The organism is Lacinutrix jangbogonensis (assembly GCF_000797445.1).
GTDB classification, from domain to species: Bacteria; Bacteroidota; Bacteroidia; order Flavobacteriales; family Flavobacteriaceae; genus Lacinutrix; species Lacinutrix jangbogonensis.
Genome location: NZ_JSWF01000035.1, coordinates 19034 through 40572, shown reverse-complemented (window position 1 = coordinate 40572; position 21539 = coordinate 19034). Strand labels below are relative to the sequence as shown.

Annotated in this window: 22 protein-coding genes and 1 pseudogene; 5 read left to right on the top strand and 18 right to left on the bottom strand. The window is 32.7% G+C overall.

What is annotated here, in order from left to right:
- Positions 1-588: 588 nt before the first annotated feature.
- From RH82_RS14460 to RH82_RS14395, 16 genes and pseudogenes are all read right to left on the bottom strand, one after another.
- Positions 589-1989: a hypothetical protein gene (locus RH82_RS14460; RefSeq protein WP_034057106.1), complete on the bottom strand. Its 1401-nt coding sequence runs from the start codon at positions 1987-1989 to the stop codon at positions 589-591.
- Between the two features lie 126 nt (positions 1990-2115).
- Positions 2116-2946: an MBL fold metallo-hydrolase gene (locus RH82_RS14455; protein ID WP_034057109.1), complete on the bottom strand. Its 831-nt coding sequence runs from the start codon at positions 2944-2946 to the stop codon at positions 2116-2118.
- A 190-nt stretch (positions 2947-3136) separates the two neighbouring features.
- Positions 3137-4477, bottom strand: a complete 1341-nt coding sequence (locus tag RH82_RS14450) for an amidohydrolase (protein WP_034057110.1) — start codon at positions 4475-4477, stop codon at positions 3137-3139.
- 19 nt (positions 4478-4496) lie between these two features.
- Positions 4497-5273, bottom strand: a complete 777-nt coding sequence (locus RH82_RS14445) for a hypothetical protein (protein WP_034057113.1) — start codon at positions 5271-5273, stop codon at positions 4497-4499.
- Between the two features lie 154 nt (positions 5274-5427).
- Positions 5428-7146, bottom strand: coding sequence for an amidohydrolase (locus tag RH82_RS14440; protein ID WP_034057116.1), 1719 nt, complete (start codon positions 7144-7146; stop codon positions 5428-5430).
- A 125-nt stretch (positions 7147-7271) separates the two neighbouring features.
- A complete protein-coding gene (locus RH82_RS19285) occupies positions 7272-7433 on the bottom strand; it encodes a helix-turn-helix domain-containing protein (RefSeq protein ID WP_394330735.1) in 162 nt (53 codons plus the stop codon).
- A gap of 10 nt (positions 7434-7443) precedes the next feature.
- The gene (locus tag RH82_RS14435) at positions 7444-8247 is read right to left on the bottom strand and encodes a hypothetical protein (RefSeq protein WP_156112376.1); all 804 of its coding nucleotides are present in this window, start codon (positions 8245-8247) and stop codon (positions 7444-7446) included.
- A gap of 424 nt (positions 8248-8671) precedes the next feature.
- Positions 8672-8947: an ATP-dependent Clp protease adaptor ClpS gene (locus RH82_RS14430; protein WP_034057120.1), complete on the bottom strand. Its 276-nt coding sequence runs from the start codon at positions 8945-8947 to the stop codon at positions 8672-8674.
- 27 nt (positions 8948-8974) lie between these two features.
- Positions 8975-9811 (bottom strand): 50S ribosomal protein L11 methyltransferase, encoded by an 837-nt coding sequence (gene prmA / locus RH82_RS14425; protein ID WP_034057123.1) that lies wholly within the window; start codon positions 9809-9811, stop codon positions 8975-8977.
- A gap of 210 nt (positions 9812-10021) precedes the next feature.
- The gene (gene tpiA, locus RH82_RS14420) at positions 10022-10771 is read right to left on the bottom strand and encodes a triose-phosphate isomerase (RefSeq protein ID WP_034057124.1); all 750 of its coding nucleotides are present in this window, start codon (positions 10769-10771) and stop codon (positions 10022-10024) included.
- 46 nt (positions 10772-10817) lie between these two features.
- Positions 10818-11312 carry a TlpA family protein disulfide reductase gene (locus tag RH82_RS14415; RefSeq protein ID WP_034057232.1) on the bottom strand — a complete coding sequence of 165 codons (495 nt, stop codon included), beginning with the start codon at positions 11310-11312 and terminating at the stop codon, positions 10818-10820.
- Positions 11313-11320: 8 nt separating this feature from the next.
- Positions 11321-12397: an ABC transporter permease gene (locus RH82_RS14410; RefSeq protein WP_034057125.1), complete on the bottom strand. Its 1077-nt coding sequence runs from the start codon at positions 12395-12397 to the stop codon at positions 11321-11323.
- A gap of 4 nt (positions 12398-12401) precedes the next feature.
- A pseudogene (locus RH82_RS19150) lies at positions 12402-13352 on the bottom strand (DoxX family protein); the annotation flags it as partial.
- A complete protein-coding gene (locus tag RH82_RS19145) occupies positions 13291-13647 on the bottom strand; it encodes a MauE/DoxX family redox-associated membrane protein (protein WP_394330734.1) in 357 nt (118 codons plus the stop codon). The pseudogene RH82_RS19150 and the gene RH82_RS19145, both read right to left, overlap by 62 nt.
- Positions 13648-13818: 171 nt before the next feature.
- Positions 13819-14172, bottom strand: a complete 354-nt coding sequence (locus tag RH82_RS14400) for a four helix bundle protein (RefSeq protein WP_034057128.1) — start codon at positions 14170-14172, stop codon at positions 13819-13821.
- A 57-nt stretch (positions 14173-14229) separates the two neighbouring features.
- A complete protein-coding gene (locus tag RH82_RS14395; protein WP_034057129.1) occupies positions 14230-14778 on the bottom strand; it encodes a DUF1599 domain-containing protein in 549 nt (182 codons plus the stop codon).
- 105 nt (positions 14779-14883) lie between these two features.
- Here RH82_RS14395 and folP point away from each other — a divergent pair, with 105 nt between their 5' ends.
- The 4 genes from folP to RH82_RS14375 are packed head-to-tail and all read left to right on the top strand — an operon-like array spanning position 14884 to position 18025.
- Positions 14884-15705, top strand: coding sequence for a dihydropteroate synthase (folP, locus tag RH82_RS14390; RefSeq protein ID WP_034057132.1), 822 nt, complete (start codon positions 14884-14886; stop codon positions 15703-15705).
- Positions 15705-16400, top strand: coding sequence for a hypothetical protein (locus tag RH82_RS17970; protein ID WP_052158127.1), 696 nt, complete (start codon positions 15705-15707; stop codon positions 16398-16400). The genes folP and RH82_RS17970 overlap by 1 nt, the downstream gene beginning before the upstream one ends.
- A 35-nt stretch (positions 16401-16435) precedes the next feature.
- Positions 16436-17227: a diadenylate cyclase gene (locus tag RH82_RS14380; RefSeq protein ID WP_034057134.1), complete on the top strand. Its 792-nt coding sequence runs from the start codon at positions 16436-16438 to the stop codon at positions 17225-17227.
- Positions 17228-18025, top strand: coding sequence for a DUF3667 domain-containing protein (locus RH82_RS14375; protein WP_081979142.1), 798 nt, complete (start codon positions 17228-17230; stop codon positions 18023-18025). It abuts the gene before it with no gap.
- Here the strand turns inward: RH82_RS14375 and RH82_RS14370 are convergent.
- Positions 18022-19788 (bottom strand): ABC transporter ATP-binding protein, encoded by a 1767-nt coding sequence (locus tag RH82_RS14370; protein ID WP_034057136.1) that lies wholly within the window; start codon positions 19786-19788, stop codon positions 18022-18024. The two genes, RH82_RS14375 and RH82_RS14370, sit on opposite strands and share 4 nt — an antisense overlap.
- The gene (gene truA, locus RH82_RS14365; RefSeq protein ID WP_034057137.1) at positions 19781-20533 is read right to left on the bottom strand and encodes a tRNA pseudouridine(38-40) synthase TruA; all 753 of its coding nucleotides are present in this window, start codon (positions 20531-20533) and stop codon (positions 19781-19783) included. Before truA ends, RH82_RS14370 begins: the two co-directional genes overlap by 8 nt.
- Positions 20534-20767: 234 nt before the next feature.
- Between truA and RH82_RS14360 the strand changes: the two genes are divergently transcribed.
- On the top strand, positions 20768-21265 hold the full coding sequence (locus RH82_RS14360) for a metallophosphoesterase family protein (protein WP_034057139.1): 498 nt from the start codon (positions 20768-20770) through the stop codon (positions 21263-21265).
- Positions 21266-21539 lie beyond the last annotated feature (274 nt).

Below are 21539 nucleotides of genomic sequence, written 5' to 3'. Positions count from 1 at the left end.
TCGGAAAATGAATTTTATTTATTTGCCATTCCTGTTAAATATATTTTACAAAAATAGGAAAACACTTTGTTTTACGCAGTAACATAAGTTACACTGAAGGCAATCTTTTAAAATAAAAGAAGATGATTTATTAAAAACAGATATGATTTAGAATGGATTATATAATCTCTGCACTAATTACAGATTATAAAGCGCTGTAATAGCGTTTTTACCGAGATTTAAAAATATATTATGGACTCTTATTCCAAGAATATATCGAAATAAGAACAAATAGGAGTTTTATGAATCTCATTGGTTTTACAATTAAAAGTTAGTAATAAAAAGACGAACAGGTAATATTCTAGTTTTCATCTCTATTTTAATTTATAGCTTATAAGCTACTCCCAAGCCTATTCCCCAAGAATTGTAACTGTTAAATTTTAAATCGTTGAGAAGGTTAGCAATCAGTTCTAAATTATGATTGATGCGCAGGCCATATTCTAAAACAGCTCTTACTATAAAAAAGGGCTGTTTTTTTGTGTATTCTGAGCCTAATAGGAAACTAAAATGATAAATATTATCGATTGTTTTTAATCTAGAAAATCAACTTTATTCTGTTGCCTTTTTTATTTTGTTCTTGATATTGTCTGCTAGCGGAATCTTTAAGCCGATTATAAATTGATAACGCTTATAGGACAGGCTAGAGTCTTGCGTGGTATTTAGGTCTAAACCTGATAAGTTTAAATTAAAGGGGTTTTGAAAACTTGAAGAACCAGAGGCATAAGTCACACCTAAAACAATATTTGCCCAAGACATTTTCCAATCAATTCCTCCGCTTAAATGATAATAGTCTGCTGCAATAGCTGTATTCTCTGCATCATCAGTACTAAGATCAAAAACTGTAGCACTAGATTTATAAGCATTGAAATCTGTTGAAAATCCAAAATAGGATTTAAATTTATCGCTAACATAGACCTCACCACCAACCCCAAAATTAAGTACAAATTGTCGCTCTTCGTTAAAAAATATGGGTGTTGATGAAGCATCTCCGATTTCAATATTGGGAACATTAATTCTTGAATAATTTGAAAGGCCAGAGACAAAATCTATGTTTAAATGAATTTTGCTTCTTTTAATTGGTATGCCTGCACCTAATGAAATACCTAATGGTTCTTTAAGGTTAGCACTAAGGTCCTCAAATTCGTAATCATAAAAAACATCAAATCCATTGCCTACTCCTGAAGTTACTTCATTGAAGTTATAGCCACCTTCGTTATAGATTTCTATATACGGGACGTTAATATTTAAACCTAAATCGATGTTATTTAGTTTATAAAAAGCACCAAGCTTTATATGAAAACCATACGACTTTTGATCAAAGCCTGTTTTAGTTAGAAAATAGGCGACAGCATCTTCATTGTACTGGATCGTATGATTTACACTTCTGACGCCATTATAACTATAGGATGATCCAAATACAGAAATTCCTAAACTAAAGTTTTTAGAAATTTCCTTTGCCCAGGTTAGACCGTACCAGTCTTCATCCACTTTGCTGTTTATTGAAGCTTTAAGATTATAGGTTTCAACATCAGGATATAATTCGGTAATATTATCTGTAATTTCTCGACTAGATAAACCTAAATTAAAGTTAGATCTTCTTCGGGCTAGAAAGGAGTATGCAAAGCGCTCACCAAATAATTTAAATGTTCCGCCTGCTAATGATGGAACGCCTCCAAAGGATGTATTGTCTAGTTGACGTTCTTCATCAAATATCGTAGTCAACTTTAAAGAATTTATCTGATAGGCTTTAGCGTTAAATTCAAACCCTATATTTTCTAATGCTGTTAATCTTGCTGGATTATAGTAAACGAGACCAATATCAGACACACTACCCGTAACATTTCCAGATAGCAAAATAGATCTGTTCCCAAAATTATTAAATTTATAATTGCCTTCTTGACCCCAAGAATACGCCGAAATAATAAGAAATAGGAGTGTTGTGGATTTCATTGATCTCGCAATTAAAAGTTAGCATTAAAAAGACAAATAGGAAAAATTCATTTTTATGTTAAGTTCTGGGTATTCTAATTATTTTCAAGTCTAGATTTTGATATTTGTAGCGTTCAATTGGCTATTTCAAAGTTCAATCGACATACCTTCACGAGCAAGTGAACAGTTTTTAAATCGAGCTTGGCATTCTTTTTCTATCTTCCTAAGACATTCATCATCATGATCGGGATCGTGATGTGTCATTATGAGTTGTTTCGCTCCAGCGCGTTCTGCCACTTCAATGGCTTGATTGAAACTACTATGGCCCCATCCTTTATGACGTAGTAACTCCTCATCTGTATATTGTGCTTCATGTATTAAAAGATCAGCATCTTTGGCAAAAGCAACGATATCTTCGTTAATAGTATCGCCATGTTCTAGGTCAGTACATACAACAATGATGCATCCTTCAACTTCAAGACGATATCCAAAGGATCCTCCAGGGTGATTTTGTTTAATTGTTTTGAGTAGGATGCCCTTGTTTTCATAAATGTTATCTTCTTTGAAATCAAAGTTGAATTTGGCTCCCATATTTTCGAGCTGAATCGGAAAATATTCTTCTATCATGAGATTTTTGAAAATTTTTCGAAGGTCTGTAAATTGACCACCCTCTCCTAAAGCCGCAATATTAATTGTTCGATTTGGATTATATGCAGGATCAAAAAACGGTAAGCCTTGAATATGATCCCAGTGAAAATGAGTAAAGGCGATATCAATAGCACTTTGCTCAGAAAAATTCTCATTAATATGTTTGCCTAGGGCTCTGATGCCTGTTCCCGCATCTAGGATGCTAATACGGTTGGTGCTATGCATAAGGAAAGCGATACAGGTGGTGTTACCTCCAAACTCAAGATATTTAGGGTCACAAATGGGAATAGACCCTCGAGTACCGTAAAAAGTAGTTGTGATGCGTGCCATAAATAATGTTTGTTATTATGAATATCAAAAAGTATGAACTATATCTGTCTTAAGCTTGTTTTTAAGTGTATCAGCTTTTAATCGTTTTCTTCTGAAATAGGCCTGACTCAAATAAGCCAATTCATTAAAAAGCACAGCATAGAAACTCTTTTATTTTGTTACAGTTGTTTTAATTTTAACACACGACAATCTATTGATTAAAAATCGCCAACATAGATGTTATAGCTACCTTAGAGCCAAATGGAATGGCAGTTAAATCAACTTCAAAATTACCGTTGTGATTATTAAAAGGGAGTTGTCCTTTTTTGAAGGCGTCTTCAAAACGTTTTGGATTGGCAATACCAACATTGATATAAGCGTAGTCTTTTTTAGCATTATTAATAACCAAATGATGGACATCCTCAGAACCCATAACTGATGGTACTACAGTTTCATCTAAAACAAACTTTTTATCTGAAACTAATGGATATATAGACTCCCTGACAACTTTAGTTAATTCCGTATTATTTTCTAGTGGATACGACCAGCCCTTAAATTTAATAGTAGGATATTTTTCCTTAGGTAAATCGTAGGCATGAGCGATACCTTCATTGATTCGTGTGATGCCATCAATCATCAACCTTCTGTCTTTCTCGGTAAACCATCTCAGATTAACTTTTAGTAATGCCGTATCAGGAATTACATTATTATCTTTTCCTGCTTCGATTGAACCTACCGTAATCACAGCAGCACTTTTTGCATCAATACCTCGACTTATTATAGCTTGATACTGCATGATTGCAGAAGCAGCCATAAGAATTGGGTCTTTAGATAAATGCGGATTAGAGCCGTGACCACCTATACCGTGAAAAGTGACATCAAATTGATCGGTTCCTGCCATTCTAACTCCTGAAGCAGCAGCGACCATACCTACTGAAATTGGCATAGAGTGAATTCCGAATAAATAATCTGGTTCTGGGATTTTATGTGTGGTGTATAAGCCATCTTTAACCATTGCCTCAGCTCCAAGTATTGGTTCTTCTGCAGGCTGACCAATAAATATAACAGTACCTTTCCAAAGCGACTTATGTTCTGCCATAAACTTTGCAGCAGATAACATCCAAGTTACATGCACATCGTGTCCACAAGCATGCGTGACCGGTGTTTCACTACCATCATCTAGCTTTACTATTTTAGTGCTTTTATAAGGTAAGTCGGTTAGTTCTAATACCGCATTGCAATCCATATCGGCACGATACATCACTATTGGACCATCTCCGTTTTTGAGTACACCGGCAACACCAGTGATACCAATTTTTTCTGTCACTTTATAGCCATACGACTTTAGTTCTTTAGCGACGATGCCAGCAGTTCTTATTTCCATAAACCCTAGTTCTGGGTTTTCGTGGATATCTTTGAAGATAGCAACGTATTTGTCGTTACTCAAATTTACGGCCTGCTCTATGGTTGTTTTTTGATTCTGTGCTATTAGTGCAGTTGAAAAAAATGAGAAGACTAAAACTAATACGCTGTTGAAATATTTGGTCTGCATAAGGTGTTGTTTTTAAAATTTATATGAAAAAAGTGGCCCCAAGTCTAATGGTATTCAATTCGTTAGTGAAATTAGGAAAGTATCCAATATTCGCTTTTAATTTGTTCTGAATAATCATATGGTTTAAGTTAAATTCCCCAGACCAAGCTTCGTTCCATTCACCATTTGTATTTAGCATGGTCACAATTGGATTAACAAAAAGAAACCAGCTTTTATTGAATCTTATACTCATATTGGCTTGAGTCAAAAAACCTGTACCTGAAAATTTAAACGCATCAGGAATTAAATCTGTACTAGGCTTTGTTACATGAACAGCACTCAAACCAGGGAATAGCATAATTTTTTTAGAAACTGAAAACCCATAAACAACGCCAGCAGATAACACAAAACTACTTGAGCCTAAACCGTTCTCAAAAGAACCAGTTGGTAAAGTAAGGTCAATAAAAGGTGCAATTACATGAAACTTTTCTGCAGTCATTACGCGTTTTGCAATTGTAAAATAACGGACTCTAATATCACTTAGCCCAAAAGAACTTGTGGCATCATTGTAGAGTAAAGGGATTTCTGCTAAGACTAAATTGTTAGGGTCGAATGAATATTGAACATTTGCCCTCATACCGTAGAGATGAGTACCATCTTTTAAAGATGTATATTCTCCTAATACATTAACTTGAGTATAAAGATTAGTTGGGTTAGAGGCATCAACCTCTGTTGATTCCGTGGTTGCTTTTTCTTGCGAATTCACTGTAGTTATTGAAAGAATAGCTAATAATAAAATTACAGTAAACTGTTTCATTTTAATTTTTATTGTTTTTTAGAAATACGATGTACTTCATTAATGATTTTTACCACATTATTGTATTTAATGGTTTTTCGGTCTTTAGTATTTCTACTTGTGTCATCTAATGCGGGTAAAATAGCAATTTTAATTCAAAGTCTTATAGTACTTACTATTCTCTCTCAAAAACAATAGTTCCTTCTTTGATTGTTTTTAATACCACAATATCTTTGATGGCATCAATATCAACTTTTAATGGGTTGTCAGAGAGCACCACTAGATCTGCTAATTTTCCTTTTTCTAAAGTCCCTTTTTTATCATCTTCAAAATGCGAGTACGCAGACCAATCGGTAATACATTTTAGCGCTTCATAAGGCGTTAATCTTTCATTAGCTCCCATCACCATACCACTTCTTGATGTTCTACTGGCAGCTATCCAGACTACTCGCATTAAGTTTGGTAAAGCAACTGGTGCATCTGAATGTATGGTTAGTCTTAAGCCTTTATCTAAAGCTGTACGTGTAGGACTAATTTTCTTAGCGGCTTCTTCACCAATGATTTCTACGTGCCAATCTCCCCAATAATAGGTATGCAAAGGAAAAAGTGAGACTGTAACATTTAGCTCTTTTAAAGCATCTAATTGGTCTGGTCTAATGTATTGCCCATGAAGTAAAACGTTTCTTAAATCCTTTTTACCATATTCCTTTTCTGCAGCTCTCAAACCTCTAATTAATTGGTCTATTGCGGCGTCGCCATTGGCATGAGAATTAATTTGCCAATTGTTTTTGTATACCATTTTGTATAAATCAGCAATTTCTTGCTCATCTGCTATTGCTGGATACCCTCTATAGTCTGCTTTACCTCCCTCTGGCGGCACTAAATAAGGTTCCGTTTTCCATGCGGTTTGTACTTGAGGCGCTCCATCTAGTGTCACTTTTAAACCTGCAACTCTGTAATGATTTTTATAATCTTTTGAATTCCATTCGGTGTCCATGTGTTGTGCAACCGTATAATCTAGGTACGACACAATATCAATATCAAATAATCCTTGATCAGCGAAAGCTGTTAAGGCATTAAATGTCTCCATGGTCTTTCCGTCTTGGAGTGTCGTATATCCATAACTTTTTGCCATTTCTACTCCCATTTTAGTCTGTTTTGCTAACTTTACTGGATCAGATGCAGCCAAAGCTGTGGCGATATGAGGTAATGCTGCTAGTTCTTCAAGCACTCCGTTTGGTTCGTTACTATTTGGCATTCTTCGAATAATACCGCCGTCAGGGTTTTGTGTATCTTTAGTAATGCCAGCTAACTCTAGTCCTTTACTGTTCATTACAACAAAATGTGCTGAAATATGCATAATGAGAACGGGATATTCTGTAGATACCTTATCTAAATCTTCTTTTGTAGGAAACCGTTTTTCTGCCAATTGCGTTTGATCGAATCCAAGTCCGAAAATCCAACCTGTAATCTCCAAGTTTTCCGGAGTTTCTGCCCAAGTTTTTAATTCATTAACGAGTTCATCTATATTTTTAACACCTCCATCCGGTGGTGGTAATAAATTTGTTCCAGTGGCTTGTGGTCCAAATGCAAAAAAGTGTGCATGAGCGTCAATAAAACCAGGAAGCATTGTTTTTCCTTTGAGGTCATTCATTTTATGACCTTCTCCCGCTATTTTCATAGCCTCTTCACTAGTTCCAATAAACAGAATAGTTCCTTCTTTTTCAACTAGTGCTTCTTGATAAGTAGGTTCGTCTCCAACCATATCAACGATATCTCCATTATAATATACAGTTGCTGTAGATGTGTTATCATCATTTTTGCTGTTACTCTTGTCGTCTTTGCAACTCGTTAGACATAATAAGAAAATGAATAAATACGTAAAATGCTTCATCGTTTATTTTTTAATTTATTAATAATCAAAAATAAGTCGATGTTAATATATGTGGAGTATAATTAAAGAAAAACCTGTTCAAGATTTAAAATTTGAACAACATTTATAAGTGTTTCAAGTGAAGCCTATGAAATCGTCTTTTTATATTGAGAAGGCGTAGTCCCTGTTTTTTCTTTAAATGCTTTTATAAAAGTGGTTCTAGATTTGAAACCTACTTCAAGGGCTACTCCTTCAAGACTATAATTTAACCAATCTAAATTACTAAACTTTTTTAGGACAACATCTATCCGTTTTTCGTTAATGAGTTGGTTGAAAATTTTTTTGGTAAAGTTGCGTCGTTATTTGAGATAATTCCTTTTTTGGAATGCTTATAAATTTTGCTAAATCGTCTTGTCTGAAATCAGGTTTTAGGTAGCTAATTTCAGAAGTAAAAAAACCTTCAATTTGTTCTCGGTAGCCAATTAAATCTTTAGGTTCAAATTCTATATTTGTGTCTTGAGTGCCGCTAATTTTTTTCTTAACATCGATTAAAGCGCCATATAAAATTCTTGGTTCAAAAAAAGGATATAAAAATATAATAATGATATAGAGTGCAAAAACATAAGACGCGAGTGAGTGCGTGTCGAAGGAGGTTGAATCAAAAAGGAGAGAGATTATACCTATAAAGTTTCCTATAAACATAAGTGACGATACGCAAATGAGCCAAATAATTTCACTTTTTGACTTGCTCTTATCTCTTATTCTTTTTGTAAGCATATATATGGCGGTAGAACTAAATAGCATACCTACCATAAACTGGGTTAAAAAATTCCAATAGGCAGATATATATCCTACGGTTATATAAAATATTGAATCTTCGTTATTCAGTATAAATTGGATATGATCTATTTTAAACTCAACGGACTGAAAATAGAAAGGAGCTACGCCTATGAAGATTAGTATAGGAATACACAACAAAATTAGGTCTATTCGTTTTGGTGCCTTAATATTTTTTACGGTACTACGCACAAACAGCATAAATGTTACAAGATGTACAAAGTTAACTGGTGGTCCCGTGCCTCGTAGATGAGGGTGATTTATAATTAAACCTGTTTTTACCAAATAAACTAAAGCAGAATAATAAGTTAAAGAGAGTACATATACTAAAAGTAAGATTTTTTGATAGGTGTTTCTCTTATGCTTAAATACAATAACCAAGAAGGTTATAACACCTATGATTACGGCACATATTTGAATTGTCTTTAGCATATAATCTTCTAAATAAACTAGATGTTGTGTTTGAAATTTGACATAAATTGATTTTAGAAAAAGAAAAAGAAAAAGAAAAAGAAAAAGTTAATTAATTTGAATTCTAAATAAGCGGGTTAAATACCAAAATGTTTGTTTCTTATTATTAGAAATACTTTTTAATTTTCGATTTATTTTAGGGCAAATATATTGAAAATTATGCTAATTGAATTTTGCCACATATTGAAAATAATAAACATTATTTTAACGTACTAAAGTCGTTTTGTCTCATGGTTTTTTAGACGATCTCAGCACTAAGTCCTGCTTCTAACAACATACTACATCTTGGTTTAAGTTCTTTTAAAGCACCAGTTTTAACGGTGCATTTTCCTTTGTAATGCACTAACAATGTACATTGTTCTGCCTGTTCTGGCGTATGATCACAAGCTTTAATAAGTGTTTCTATAACGTGATCGAAAGTGTTATAATCATCGTTATAAACAACAATTTCGTTGTTAGGTTTTTCTAAAGTCTCAACTTCGTGATGTTCTTGTATTTTTTCTTTTGTACTCATTCTTAAAGTTTTACAAACACTAAAATATTAATTTTCGAAATGCAATGCAACCCAATTGTTACGATTTAACTTATTTTTTAACTTTAAACCGTTTGTGTTACATTCGGCTTCTATTATCGCGATATCAGTTTCGTAGAAACCACTTAGAAAAAGAGAGCCGTTATTGTTTAGGCAATTGGCGTACGTTTTAATATCGTTTAAAAGTATGTTTCGGTTTATATTGGCTATAATAGTATCGTATTTTTTATTTTCTAGCAAACTAGCATCGCCTTCGTAAACACTAATATTTTTGCAGTTATTACGTTCTGCGTTTTCTACACTATTTAAATAGCACCAATTATCTATATCTATTGCGTCTATTGGGTTTGCGCCTTTCATTTCTGCTAGAATTGCCAAAACTGCTGTACCACAACCCATATCTAAAACAGATTTTCCTTGAAAATCGTTTGCTATTATATGTTGAATCATCATGTGAGTGGTTTCATGATGTCCTGTTCCAAAACTCATTTTTGGTTCGATAATAATATCGTATTCTGTATCTGGTTTTTCGTGAAATGGCGCACGAACAGAACAGAGTTTATCTACAATGATAGGATTGAAATTTTTCTCCCATTCGCTATTCCAGTTTACTTGTTCTATTTCATCGAAAGTATAAGAGATTTCAAACTCTTCGCTAGTTAAAACGTAAATATCTTGTAAAATGTTTTCACGCCACTCTTCTTTTTGAATGTAAGCTGTGACTCCAGTTTCGGTTTCAACAAAACTTTCGAATCCTGCATAACCAAGCTCTGCAATTAGAATTTCGGTTGCTGGTTGTAATGGTTTTACTGTAAAATAATAACCTATGTAAATTGTATTTGACATTGAATAGTCTTTGTTTCTAGCAGGTAATCCTGCGTTAGCGGTTGTAATGGCATCCTTTTTTTTGTTCTTAAGTTAATATCCTTTTTAAAAATTGAAAGAAGATTAGTTTAAAACGGTACTAAAACAAGTTCAGTATAAAAAAAAGATACAATGGAAGACGCGACCAAGTCCTGCTTTTTTGCAGGGCTTGGTAACGCCCAAATTATTTAATTAAAATGCGTTAATAATAGCGTAAAAATCTTCAGCGTTTAAAGCAGCTCCACCAATTAATCCTCCGTCTACATCTGGTTTTCCAAATATTTCTTTAGCATTAGCCGGTTTTACACTTCCACCATAAAGGATGCTCATGTCTTGAGAGACTTGCTCGCTGTATTTAGTATTTAGTGTTTGTCTTATAAACTTGTGCATGTCTTGTGCTTGCTCAGGACTTGCTGTTTCTCCAGTGCCAATGGCCCAAACAGGTTCGTAGGCTAAAACAATGTTTTTAAATGCTGATGCGTTTAAATGAAACAATGCATTTTTAATCTGATTCCCGACGACTTTTTCTTCGTTACCAGCTTTTCTATCACTTAATTCTTCGCCAAAGCAAAAGATTACTCGCATATCGTTTTTTAATGCTGTATCTACTTTTTTAGCAAGTAGTTCGTCAGTTTCATTAAAGTAAGCACGACGTTCGCTATGCCCTAAAATGACAGTGTTTATACCAACGCTTTTTAACATTGATGCACTAACTTCTCCTGTGTAAGCTCCGTTTTCTGCAAAGTGCATGTTTTGTGCTACAACTTCTATGTTAGAGTTTATTGTGTTATGGAACGCTTGAAAAAGATTTACTGCTGTTGGAGCAATCATAACTTCTGCACGCGACGTTTGATTCTGTTTTAATAAGTCTGCTATTAATGCTTCGGTTTGTGGTAAATCGTTATTCATTTTCCAATTCCCGGCTACTATATTCTTTCTCATATTAATATTCTTATTAAGCCTTTATAATGAAAAGGTTTTGTTGCTGTTATATTTTTAATGCTGATTTTAATTTTTGGTCATCTGCTTTTACTGCTCTAAACAGTTTTATGTTTCCTGTTTTGTCAATTACTAAATAGCGAGGAATCCAGTCTAAATCTAGAAAGGATGCGAATTCACTTTTCCAGCCAGATTTTATGAAATAATGTTCCCCTTCAATGGTATATTTCTTAATGCCTTTTTTCCATGCTTCTTCACTTTTATCGAGTGATAGAAAAAGAAAAACGGTCTCTTTATTGTTGGTTTGAAGTTTCTTAATTTTTGGCATTCCTTTTACGCAATCTTTACACCAAGAGGCCCAAATATCTATAACAATTTGTTTGCCCTTGTATGCTTTTAAAATTTTTGAAAAAGCAATTTCATCACCTTTTGTGTCAATAAAAATATCTGCTAAAGCTTTCTCAGTAAAAACTATTGGTTCTTCTTGAGCCTTGCAATTTGTAATTGCTATAAAAAGGATTAAAATAATGACAATTTTTTTCATAGTATTTTTTATTCTAATTTCACTTTTGGATCTAGCCAAGCGTAAATTATATCTACAAAAATATTGATAATTATAAAGAGTAAGGCTATAATTAACACAGAACCCATAATTACTGGTAAATCTAATGTGTTTAATGCGTTTACTATTTCTTTTCCTAATCCATTCCAGCCAAAAATATACTCTACAAAAACGGCTCCTGCTAACATAGAAGCAAACCATCCAGAAATAGCTGTGACTACTGGGTTTAATGCGTTTTTTATGGCATGTTTTTGTATGATTTGAAACTCGCTTAAACCTTTCGCTCGTGCGGTACGAATGTAATCTTGGTTAAAGACTTCTAACAACGAATTTCGCATAAGCTGAATGACAACAGCCAAAGGACGGATACCCAAAACAATAGCGGGAAGTATTAAGTTTTTCCATTTAATGTTTACTTTTTCACCAAAGTCATCAAGTTCGAAAAGGCTGCCTGTCATTTCTAGATTCGTATATTTATGAAGTACAAAACCAAAGAGCCAGGCAAATAAAATGGCACTAAAAAAGGAAGGGATACTCATGCCAATGGTGCTTAAAATTTGTATTGCTTTATCTATAAAAGTGTCTTTTTTTAAAGCAGAAATCACGCCCAAACTTATACCTAGTAGCAAAGCAATGCCAATAGCTGAAATTGCTAGAACGAATGTGTTTGGTAAAGTTTCGGATAGAACGGTACTTACTTTTTTTCCTTGTTTTGTAAACGATTCCCTTAAATACGGAAACTTTAAAGCGGTTGTTGTATTTCCAATGGTGAACAGTTTTACTGCTGAATATTTATGGTCTCTTAAAAACGTATAATCATCTTCTGTATTAGAATGAAACGAAATAGGAGCGAGGTCATTTAAGTAATAAAAGTATTGGGTACCTATAGATTTATCGAAACCGTACTTTTTTTTCACGATAGCTAACTGCTCGCTGTCTTCGTTTTGTCCCAACATCATTTGTGCTGGATCTCCAGGTAAAATATTAAATAAAAAGAATATAACAGTCACTACTCCAAATAATGTGAGTAGTGCATAGAATATTTTATTTAGTAGGTAGCTTAGCAGATTATTATTCTTTTAATGTGATTTTTATTAATCCTGTATAGTTGCTAGAGGTCATTGAATTAAGGATTTCTAGTTCTGGGCCTTCTTTTAAAACATTCATACCTCCTATAGTAGTAGGATCTAAAGCATCTATTTCTGCTTTTGTTACTTCTTCGTCATTAAGAAAGTACGCGATGTTATCTAAAACAACCGGTTCTGGTTTGCGTTCTACTTTTGGTAGCTCTAAATCCTCAGCATCATTAAAGTGTTCTTTTTGTATTACAGTTCCTTTTTCCAACTTTAAAATCCCTGGGTTAGAACGGATAACAGTTTTTAATGCTTTTTCATCACATAGGTAGAAATCGAAATTTAAGTCGTAAGTCTGTTTTATGTATTGTTTAGCTTCAGCACCAGAAGCCGATAAGCCAATTACTGTGTAACCATTTTTAATAGCTTTGTCTGTTACTTTTTTAATGTTTTTCAAGCCTTCTTCATTTGCTTTTTCAAGGCTGTAGGCCACAACCATAACGAGATGGTCTTCAGCTAAAAATTTAGCGGTGAAATCTTGATCAACAGTTTCAATAGAAAAATCTTTAACAGGAGGATCGTAAGCTTCTACTATAATTTTTGTTTCCACACCAACATAGTCTCCATCCACAGTTGGGTAACTTCCATCTGTAAGAAACTCTAGGTTTTCTCCACCAACATTAAAAGTCCATGTGAATTCTTGTACAGCCTTTTGCGCGTCTTCTGGTACAAGCATACCATCGGCAATATTTGCACCTACTTTATAGGCTCTAAAATCCCAAGTTGGTAAATGTGTTAACACATGGTATCCAAACCATAAACTACCAATAAAGCCTAATAAAGCTAAAAGTGTGGTTGGGAATTTGCCGAAAATTGGTTTTATGTGCTTAATTCCAAATACCAAAACAAGAATAAGAATAAGGAGTATTATGTCTTTTCTGAAACTCTCCCAAGGTTTTAGTTTTAAGAAATCTCCAAAACAACCACAGTCTTTTACTACTTCGAAAAAAAGCGGCGTAAAAGGTTAGGAATGTAAAAAATACAATCGTTGCTAAAAGCATCCAAATTGTGAATTTGCGCTTATACCCAAGTAATAAAAACACACCCAAAACAACTTCTAAAACAACCACAAATACTGAGATTCCTAAAGCATAAGGATCTAAAAAAGGTAAATTTAAAACCTCTGTGCTAAAATATTCCTGTAGTTTGTAGGAGAATCCTAAAGGATCGTTTAGTTTTATCATTCCCGAAAAAATGAATAATCCTCCAACTAATATTCTGCAAATGTGTACTAAGTATTTCATAAATTTTTTATTAAAAATTTTTAAATTCCAAATAACAAAAACTAAATTCCAAAAGGCTTAATCGGATTTATAAATTCCAAACTTGCTTAGGTGTTTTTAAAAATTCAAAACTTATTTTAATTTATTAATTATTGCTGATAATATTTTTCTTAATTCTGAAGCTTCAGCAATTAATTGTTCAATTTTTTGTGTTTTATCTTCATTTAGATCTCTCAATAATTTTAACCAATATTCACTTTCTTTAGCTTCCTTTCTTGATATTTTTAGTCTGAATTTTAAATCTTTATCTCCAAGTTTTTCATTCGCTTCTATATAATTCGCTCCAACAGATCCTGAAGATCTTATTAATTGTTTTCCATCTTCAATATTAGATGTTGTATTGTGTAAACTTCTAACCAAAAACCGACAATCTCTTGCAAATTCATAAGTGCGTTGTTCAAGATTATATTTTTTTTCGTTATTCAGAATTTTTAGATATTTTTATTTTTCAACACCAGAGTAAGTTTGGAATTTAGTTTTTTGTTATTTGGAATTTGATATTTCGAGATGAATCATTGCAAAAATCGCATAATTAATCATGTCTTGATAATTTGCGTCAATACCTTCACTTACAATTGTTTTACCAGCATTATCTTCAATTTGTTTAACTCTTAATAATTTTTGTAGAATCAAATCTGTTAAAGAACTCACGCGCATATCTCGCCAAGCTTCACCATAATCATGGTTTTTATCTTGCATTAATTGTTTGGTACTAGCTACTTTTTTATCGTATAACACGGTAGCATCTTCGGTGGATAAATCTGGTTGTTCTACAACACCTTTTTCAAGTTGAATAAGCGCCATAATAGAATAATTTATAATACCGATAAATTCGCTTTGCTCACCTTCATCAACCTTTCTAACGTCATTTTGTTGCAAACTTCTTATGCGCTGCGCTTTAATAAAAATCTGATCTGTAAGCGATGGTAATCTTAAAATTCGCCACGCACTTCCATAGTCACTCATTTTATTAATAAACAGACTGCGACAGGTTTCTATAACAGCATCATATTGTTTTGAAGTATCTTGCATATGTTGTTTCAAATTTCCGTAAATTTCGCATAAAATTGTTTAAAATTCAAGGTTTCACGTTTATAGTTTTTAAATGTGTTATAAACAACAAACTTAAAGGTATCAATGACCATTAATTGTAAAGGCAAACTTATCGATTTATATACTCCAAAAGTAATGGGTATTCTTAACGTTACTCCAGATTCTTTTTTTGATGGTGGTTTCTATAAAGACGAGTCTAAAATCATTAATCAAGTACAAAAAATGTTGAATGATGGGGCAACTTTTATAGATGTTGGAGCTTATAGTTCTAAGCCAAATGCAGATGAAGTGTCTCAAGAAGAAGAACTCCAGCGCATACTTCCAATTATTGAATTATTGATTAAACATTTTCCAGAGATTCTAATTTCTGTAGATACGTTTCGAGCCGAAGTTGCAAAACAAAGTATTGCAAAAGGTGCTGCGATTGTTAATGATATTTCTGCAGGACATTTAGATGAACATATGATGCAAACAGTTGCGAGTCTTCAGGCGCCATATATTATGATGCATATGCGAGGTACACCACAGACAATGCAACAACAGACTAACTACGATAATATTCTAAAAGATATTCTATTCTATTTTTCTGAAAGAATAGCATCTGCAAGGGCTTTAGGAATTAAAGATATAATTTTAGATCCAGGTTTTGGTTTTGCTAAAACATTAGAACAGAATTTTGTATTATTAAACGTGCTCGAAGGCTTTGAAATAACAGATTTACCATTATTAGCAGGACTGTCTAGAAAATCTATGATTTATAAAACACTGGTAACGTCTGCAACCGAAGCTTTAAATGGAACAACAGCATTACATATGATAGCTTTGCAAAAAGGAGCAAGTATTTTACGCGTTCACGATGTTAAAGAAGCTGTGGAATGTATTACACTTTATAATAAACTTAATTAATGAAACATCTATTATATACAATTGTTCTGTTTGTAGTATTCTCATGCGGAAATGAGAAGTCCGTATTACTTCCTGAAATACAGAATGCTGAAATTACTGAAATTAGAGACGTGTCTCCAGCTTATCTTTTTTATGATGAAACGAAGCCAGACAGTTTAGAATTAAACAGAAGTAATTTAATAATAACTACCAATTGGTTAGTAAATGTTGACAAGCGCTTAACACTAAAGCAAGCGATTCCTTCGATTATTAAGTTGCAGGATAAAAAAAGAAATTCTGGACATAAAAATAAAAGTGCTCGTAATTATTATACGTGTAACGACACCAGTATTAAAAACTTAGGATTTATTGATTTTACTGATGTGGTTTATAGAACATATCTGGATAAGGATGAAGGAATAATCCCTACAAATGATGCGCTTCATGTTTCTCTTATAATTAAAAATCTTGACGAAATATTTATCAGTTCTTATTTTAATCATAATACCATTAAAGTCAATGATGTTGTTAGTATTCTCAAAGAAGAATTAAATTCGCTAGATTTAGATGATCCAGATCATGGAGCAGATTTTATTTCGCTCAACTTAAGCTTTAATCGAAACTTAAGCTTTCAAGATTATATAAATATAAAATCGAAATTAGTTAATTTCGAGATGGAGAATGTAATAGTTAGAAACATCGAATACATTTATTAACTCAATTTCACTAAATTTACAAAAACCACTTTCTATTGGAAATTTTCGACAACATCTTAAACTTCGGTATAAAAGACTATATAGATGTCTTTCTTGTTGCCTTGCTTTTGTTTTATATTTATAGATTAGTAAGAGGAACGGTTGCTATTAATATTTTTCTTGGTATCGTCGTTATCTACTTTATTTATTTAATTGTAGAGGCTTTACAAATGGTGCTACTTACTAAGATTTTAGGTGGCTTTATTAGTGTTGGTTTTATTGCGTTAATAGTGGTGTTTCAGCAAGAGGTTAGAAAGTTTTTACTAATGATTGGTTCTACAAACTTCGCCTCTAAACGTGGTTTTCTAAAGCATATAAAATTTTTAAAAATGGATGGCGTTTCGGCATTATCAACAGATGTAGATGTGATTATTGCAGCTTGTAATAAAATGTCAACCACTAAAACTGGTGCATTAATTGTTTTAGAGCGAAACAATAATCTGGATTTTCTGGTAACGACAGGAGACGAAATGAACATTAAAGTGACGCAACCAATTATCGAAAGTATCTTTTTTAAAAATAGTCCACTTCACGATGGTGCTATTATTATAGAAAATAATATTGTAAAAGCGACACGTGTAATTTTACCTGTAAATAACGAAAAAACTATTCCGCAACGTTTTGGATTAAGGCATAGAGCTGCAGTTGGTATTACCGAAAAAACAGATGCTATTGCAATAACAGTTAGTGAGGAAACTGGTCAGATTTCATGTTTTAGAAATGGGACATTTGTCGCTTTTAAAGATCCTACAGAATTAATAGAAATTATAAAAGAAGATTTAATTTAAATGGTTTGTAAAAATTGTAAACGGTTATTACCACAACAAATAAGCTTCTGTAATGGTTGTGGAGCAAAAGTGATTAGAAATAGGTTAACGCTCCGTAATCTGTTTGAAGATTTTGCATACCGTTACTTGAATTATGAAAATCAATTTCTAAGAACTTTCTTGCACTTATTTACAAAGCCAGAACTGGTTATTGATAGTTATATAAGTGGTACACGTAAAAAGTATGTTAACGTTATTAGCTATTTTGCTATTGCGATAACATTAAGTGGTTTTCAAATTTTTATTCAACAAAAGTTTTTTCCTGAGTTAATGGATATGTCTGCATTTGCTCAAAAAGGACAAGAAGATGCGATGGCAGATTACATGTCATTTGTATCTGAATATCAATCATTAATATTTATTATCACAGTGCCGGTGTATGCCTTTATATCTAAAATTGTGTTTTTTAATATTAAGAAGTATAATTTTACTGAGCATTTGGTTTTAAACATGTACACGTCTGCTCATTTATCAATTTTAACTATAGTTATTGTTTTTATTTCTTTAATTTTTGGCATACAGGTTGTTGAGCTAAGTATAGCAATATTACCAATTCAGGTGCTCTATACGGCATTTGCTTTTAAGCGCGTTTTTAAACTGAGTTTTAAACGTATCGCTATAAAAACAATTCTGTTTATGGTTTTACTAACGACTCTTTTTATAATAGCAATGATAATTGGCGGTTTGTTAATGTTTGCTTTTGGAGGCTTAGACGAGATGATGGAGGCTGCTAAAGCAAAAAATGCTTTAAATAATTAAGCAACATCAACCTTTAAAAATTGAACCTCGTAAAGATTTCTGTAATAGCCGTCTTTCTTTTTCAGTAGCTCTACATGAGTGCCTTGCTCTACAATTTCACCAGCGTCCATAACAATTATTTTATCGGCTTTCTGAATAGTCGCTAGTCTATGTGCAATCACAATAGAAGTTCTACCTTTTGTAATTTTATCTGTTGCGTTTTGTATTAATTCTTCTGAGTACGAATCTACAGAAGAGGTTGCTTCGTCCAAAATTAAAATACTAGGATTTGTAACATAGGCTCTCAAAAAAGATATTAATTGTCGTTGCCCAGAACTTAACATGGCACCACGTTCTTTTACATTGTAATGATAGCCATTTGGTAAACTAGAAATAAATTCGTGAATACCAATATCCTTTGCTGCTTGTATTACTTGCGCTTCAGTGGTTTTTGGATGATTTAAAGTAATATTGGCCATAATCGTGTCTGCAAACAAGAAGACATCCTGTAATACCACAGCAATCTGACTTCTTAATGACCCTAATGTAACTGATTTAATATCAATGTTATCTATTGAAATTTTACCACTATTAATTTCGTAAAAACGATTTAATAAGTTGATAATAGTTGATTTCCCAGCGCCTGTTGAACCAACAATAGCTACTGTTTCTCCAGCTTTTACATCAAGAGAAATACCTTTTAGTACTTCTTCATTCTCAACATAACTAAAGTGTACCGTGTTAAAAGTGATACCGCCTTTAAAATGTGAAGCTTCTATAGTTCCTGAATCATCAATTTGTGATGTTGTATCAATAACTTTAAAAACACGTTTGGCTGCGACCATTCCCATTTGTAGCGTATTAAACTTATCTGCAATTTGCCTTAAAGGTCTAAACAATAGCGGAATCATCATCATAAACGAAAATAATTGACCTACAGTTGCAGTATTTTCAACAACAACCATTAATGCGCCGTAGTATGCCACTAATCCTGTAGTGATACTAGCGAGGAAATCTGCAATTGGAAAGAAAATTGAATTATACCATATAGTCTTTAGCCAACCTTTTTTATGTCGCTCGTTAATAGCTTTAAAGTTTTTGTTCTCTGTGTATTCTCGTGTAAACAATTGAAGAATTTTCATTCCTGTTACGCGTTCCTGCACAAACGAGTTAAGGTTAGAAACTTCTGTTCTTACTTCCTCAAAAGCTGTTTTCATATAACGCTGAAAAACCTTTGTAGCATACAAAACAATTGGCAAGGTTACAAACACTATTAAACTAAGCATTACATTTGTAGAGAGCATATAAATAGATATTACTAACATAACAGTTAAATCTCGCATAATCATAAACAAGCCTTGACCAAAAATATCGGCAATACGCTCCATATCAGTAACAGCACGTGTTATTAACATTCCAACCGAAGAATTGTCATAATACTTCATCTTAAATTTTAGCATATGATTAAACAATAGCACACGAACATCTTCAACAATATTTTGTCCGAGCCATGCGGCATAAAATTGAAAGAAAAATTGAAAAATTGTTTGCACTAGAAGCAAAGCAATCATTAAAATAATATAATACAAGAAACCTTCTTCTTGAACAGTTTTTATATGCTCGTCTATTACTATTTGCAATAGTTTTGGTGTCGCAATACTTAGACCAGCAATAATTAATACAGATAATAGCACACCGTAAAAAACAGTTTTGTACGGTTTTGTGTATTGAAACAAACGTTTAAATAGCGTGATGTCGAATATGTTTTCTTTTTTATTACTCAATGTTGTACTTTATAGTTTCTGGATATTCAATTTCTGTTAAATATAATGCGTGAGCAGGAACAGAAAATCCAGCTTCACTTCTGTTTTTAGATTTAATGATATCGTGAAGCATTTCTACTTCAACTTTGCCAATACCAATGTTAATTAAGGTTCCAACAATAGCACGCACCATGTTTCTTAAAAATCGATCTGCTTTAATTGTAAAATGAAGCTCATTTTCAACAACTTGCCATTCGGCTTTCATTATATTACAATTATACGTTTTTACGTCTGTATTACTTTTAGAAAAGCATTGAAAATCTTTATAGTCTAATAATATTGTGGTTGCTTCTTTTAGTTTGTCAAGATCTAATTTTGGTTTTAACAAAAAAGCGTGTTCAGTATTAAACGGATTCTTTTCTAGGGCAATTTTATATAAATACTGTCGACTGAGAGCATGAAATCTTGCATGGGCATCAGCCTTTACTTTAAAAATGCTTTTAACTGCGATATCTTCTGGTAAAAATGAATTTAATTTATATGTAATTGTAGATATGTCAAAAGAGGCTTCGGTTTCAAAATGTGCATACAGTTGTTTGGCGTGCACACCAGCATCCGTTCTTCCAGCTCCCATTGTAGTAATAGGTTCTTTTAATAAAGTTGAAACACTTTTTTCTAAAATTTCTTGTACAGAGATTGCATTAGGTTGTATTTGCCAACCATGATATGCTTTTCCGTTGTATGAAAGTTCTATAAAATATCGCAAAGAAACTTGTATTTTTGTTTTTTCTGAAGAAACAAAGATAATTGTTTTTGTTCCTAATGAAATGCTAAATAATAATTAAAAGACTTTCGTTTTCTAATTATAGAAATTGAAAAGAACGGTCACACACAGGATGTCGAAGTGCGTTTGAAAACAATTTTATTTTTAACAAATAATAAGATACTGAAAGTAATAATAGAATTCCCACTTTCGTGGGAATGAATTTAAAGAAATTCAATGAAAAAAATCCTACTACTATCAGACACGCATAGTCATATTGATGACGATATTCTGAAATACGTTAAACAAGCCGATGAGGTTTGGCATGCTGGAGATATTGGCGATTTAAAAGTAACAGATGCAATAGAAAAACTAAAACCACTAAAAGGTGTTTATGGTAATATTGATGGTGATAAAGTACGATTAGAATTCCCAGAGAACAATCGGTTTATGTGCGAAGATGTGGATGTATGGATTACGCACATTGGAGGCTATCCAAATAAATATAATGTAAGAGTAAGAGAAGAAATATATAAAAATCCACCACGTGTTTTTATTAGTGGACACTCACACATTTTAAAAGTAATGCCAGATAAAAAACTAAATCTAATCCACATGAATCCTGGCGCAGTAGGTAAACACGGCTTTCATAATGTAAGAACAATGTTGCGTTTTACAATAGACGGAAAGAAGATTGAGAATTTAGAAGTTATAGAGTTTCCAAAAAAACATTAAATAAAAAAGCCTAAGATCTTCACCTTGGGCTCTGTTTAAATTATTTTTGAATTTTAATCGCTAATAATTATTGTTCTGGTACAATCTTTAGTTCCTTCAGTACATTTAGTACATCCCTTTTTTGCGTTTGGAATACAGCCAGTTTCACTATTAGAACATGATGTAGAAGTACAAGATATTCCCTAGAAAACAAGCACTTTATTTGAGTTTACCTCTAATAAAGAAGTTGTTACTTTTTCTCCATGAAAAGATCTTAAATAATATTCTCCATCAA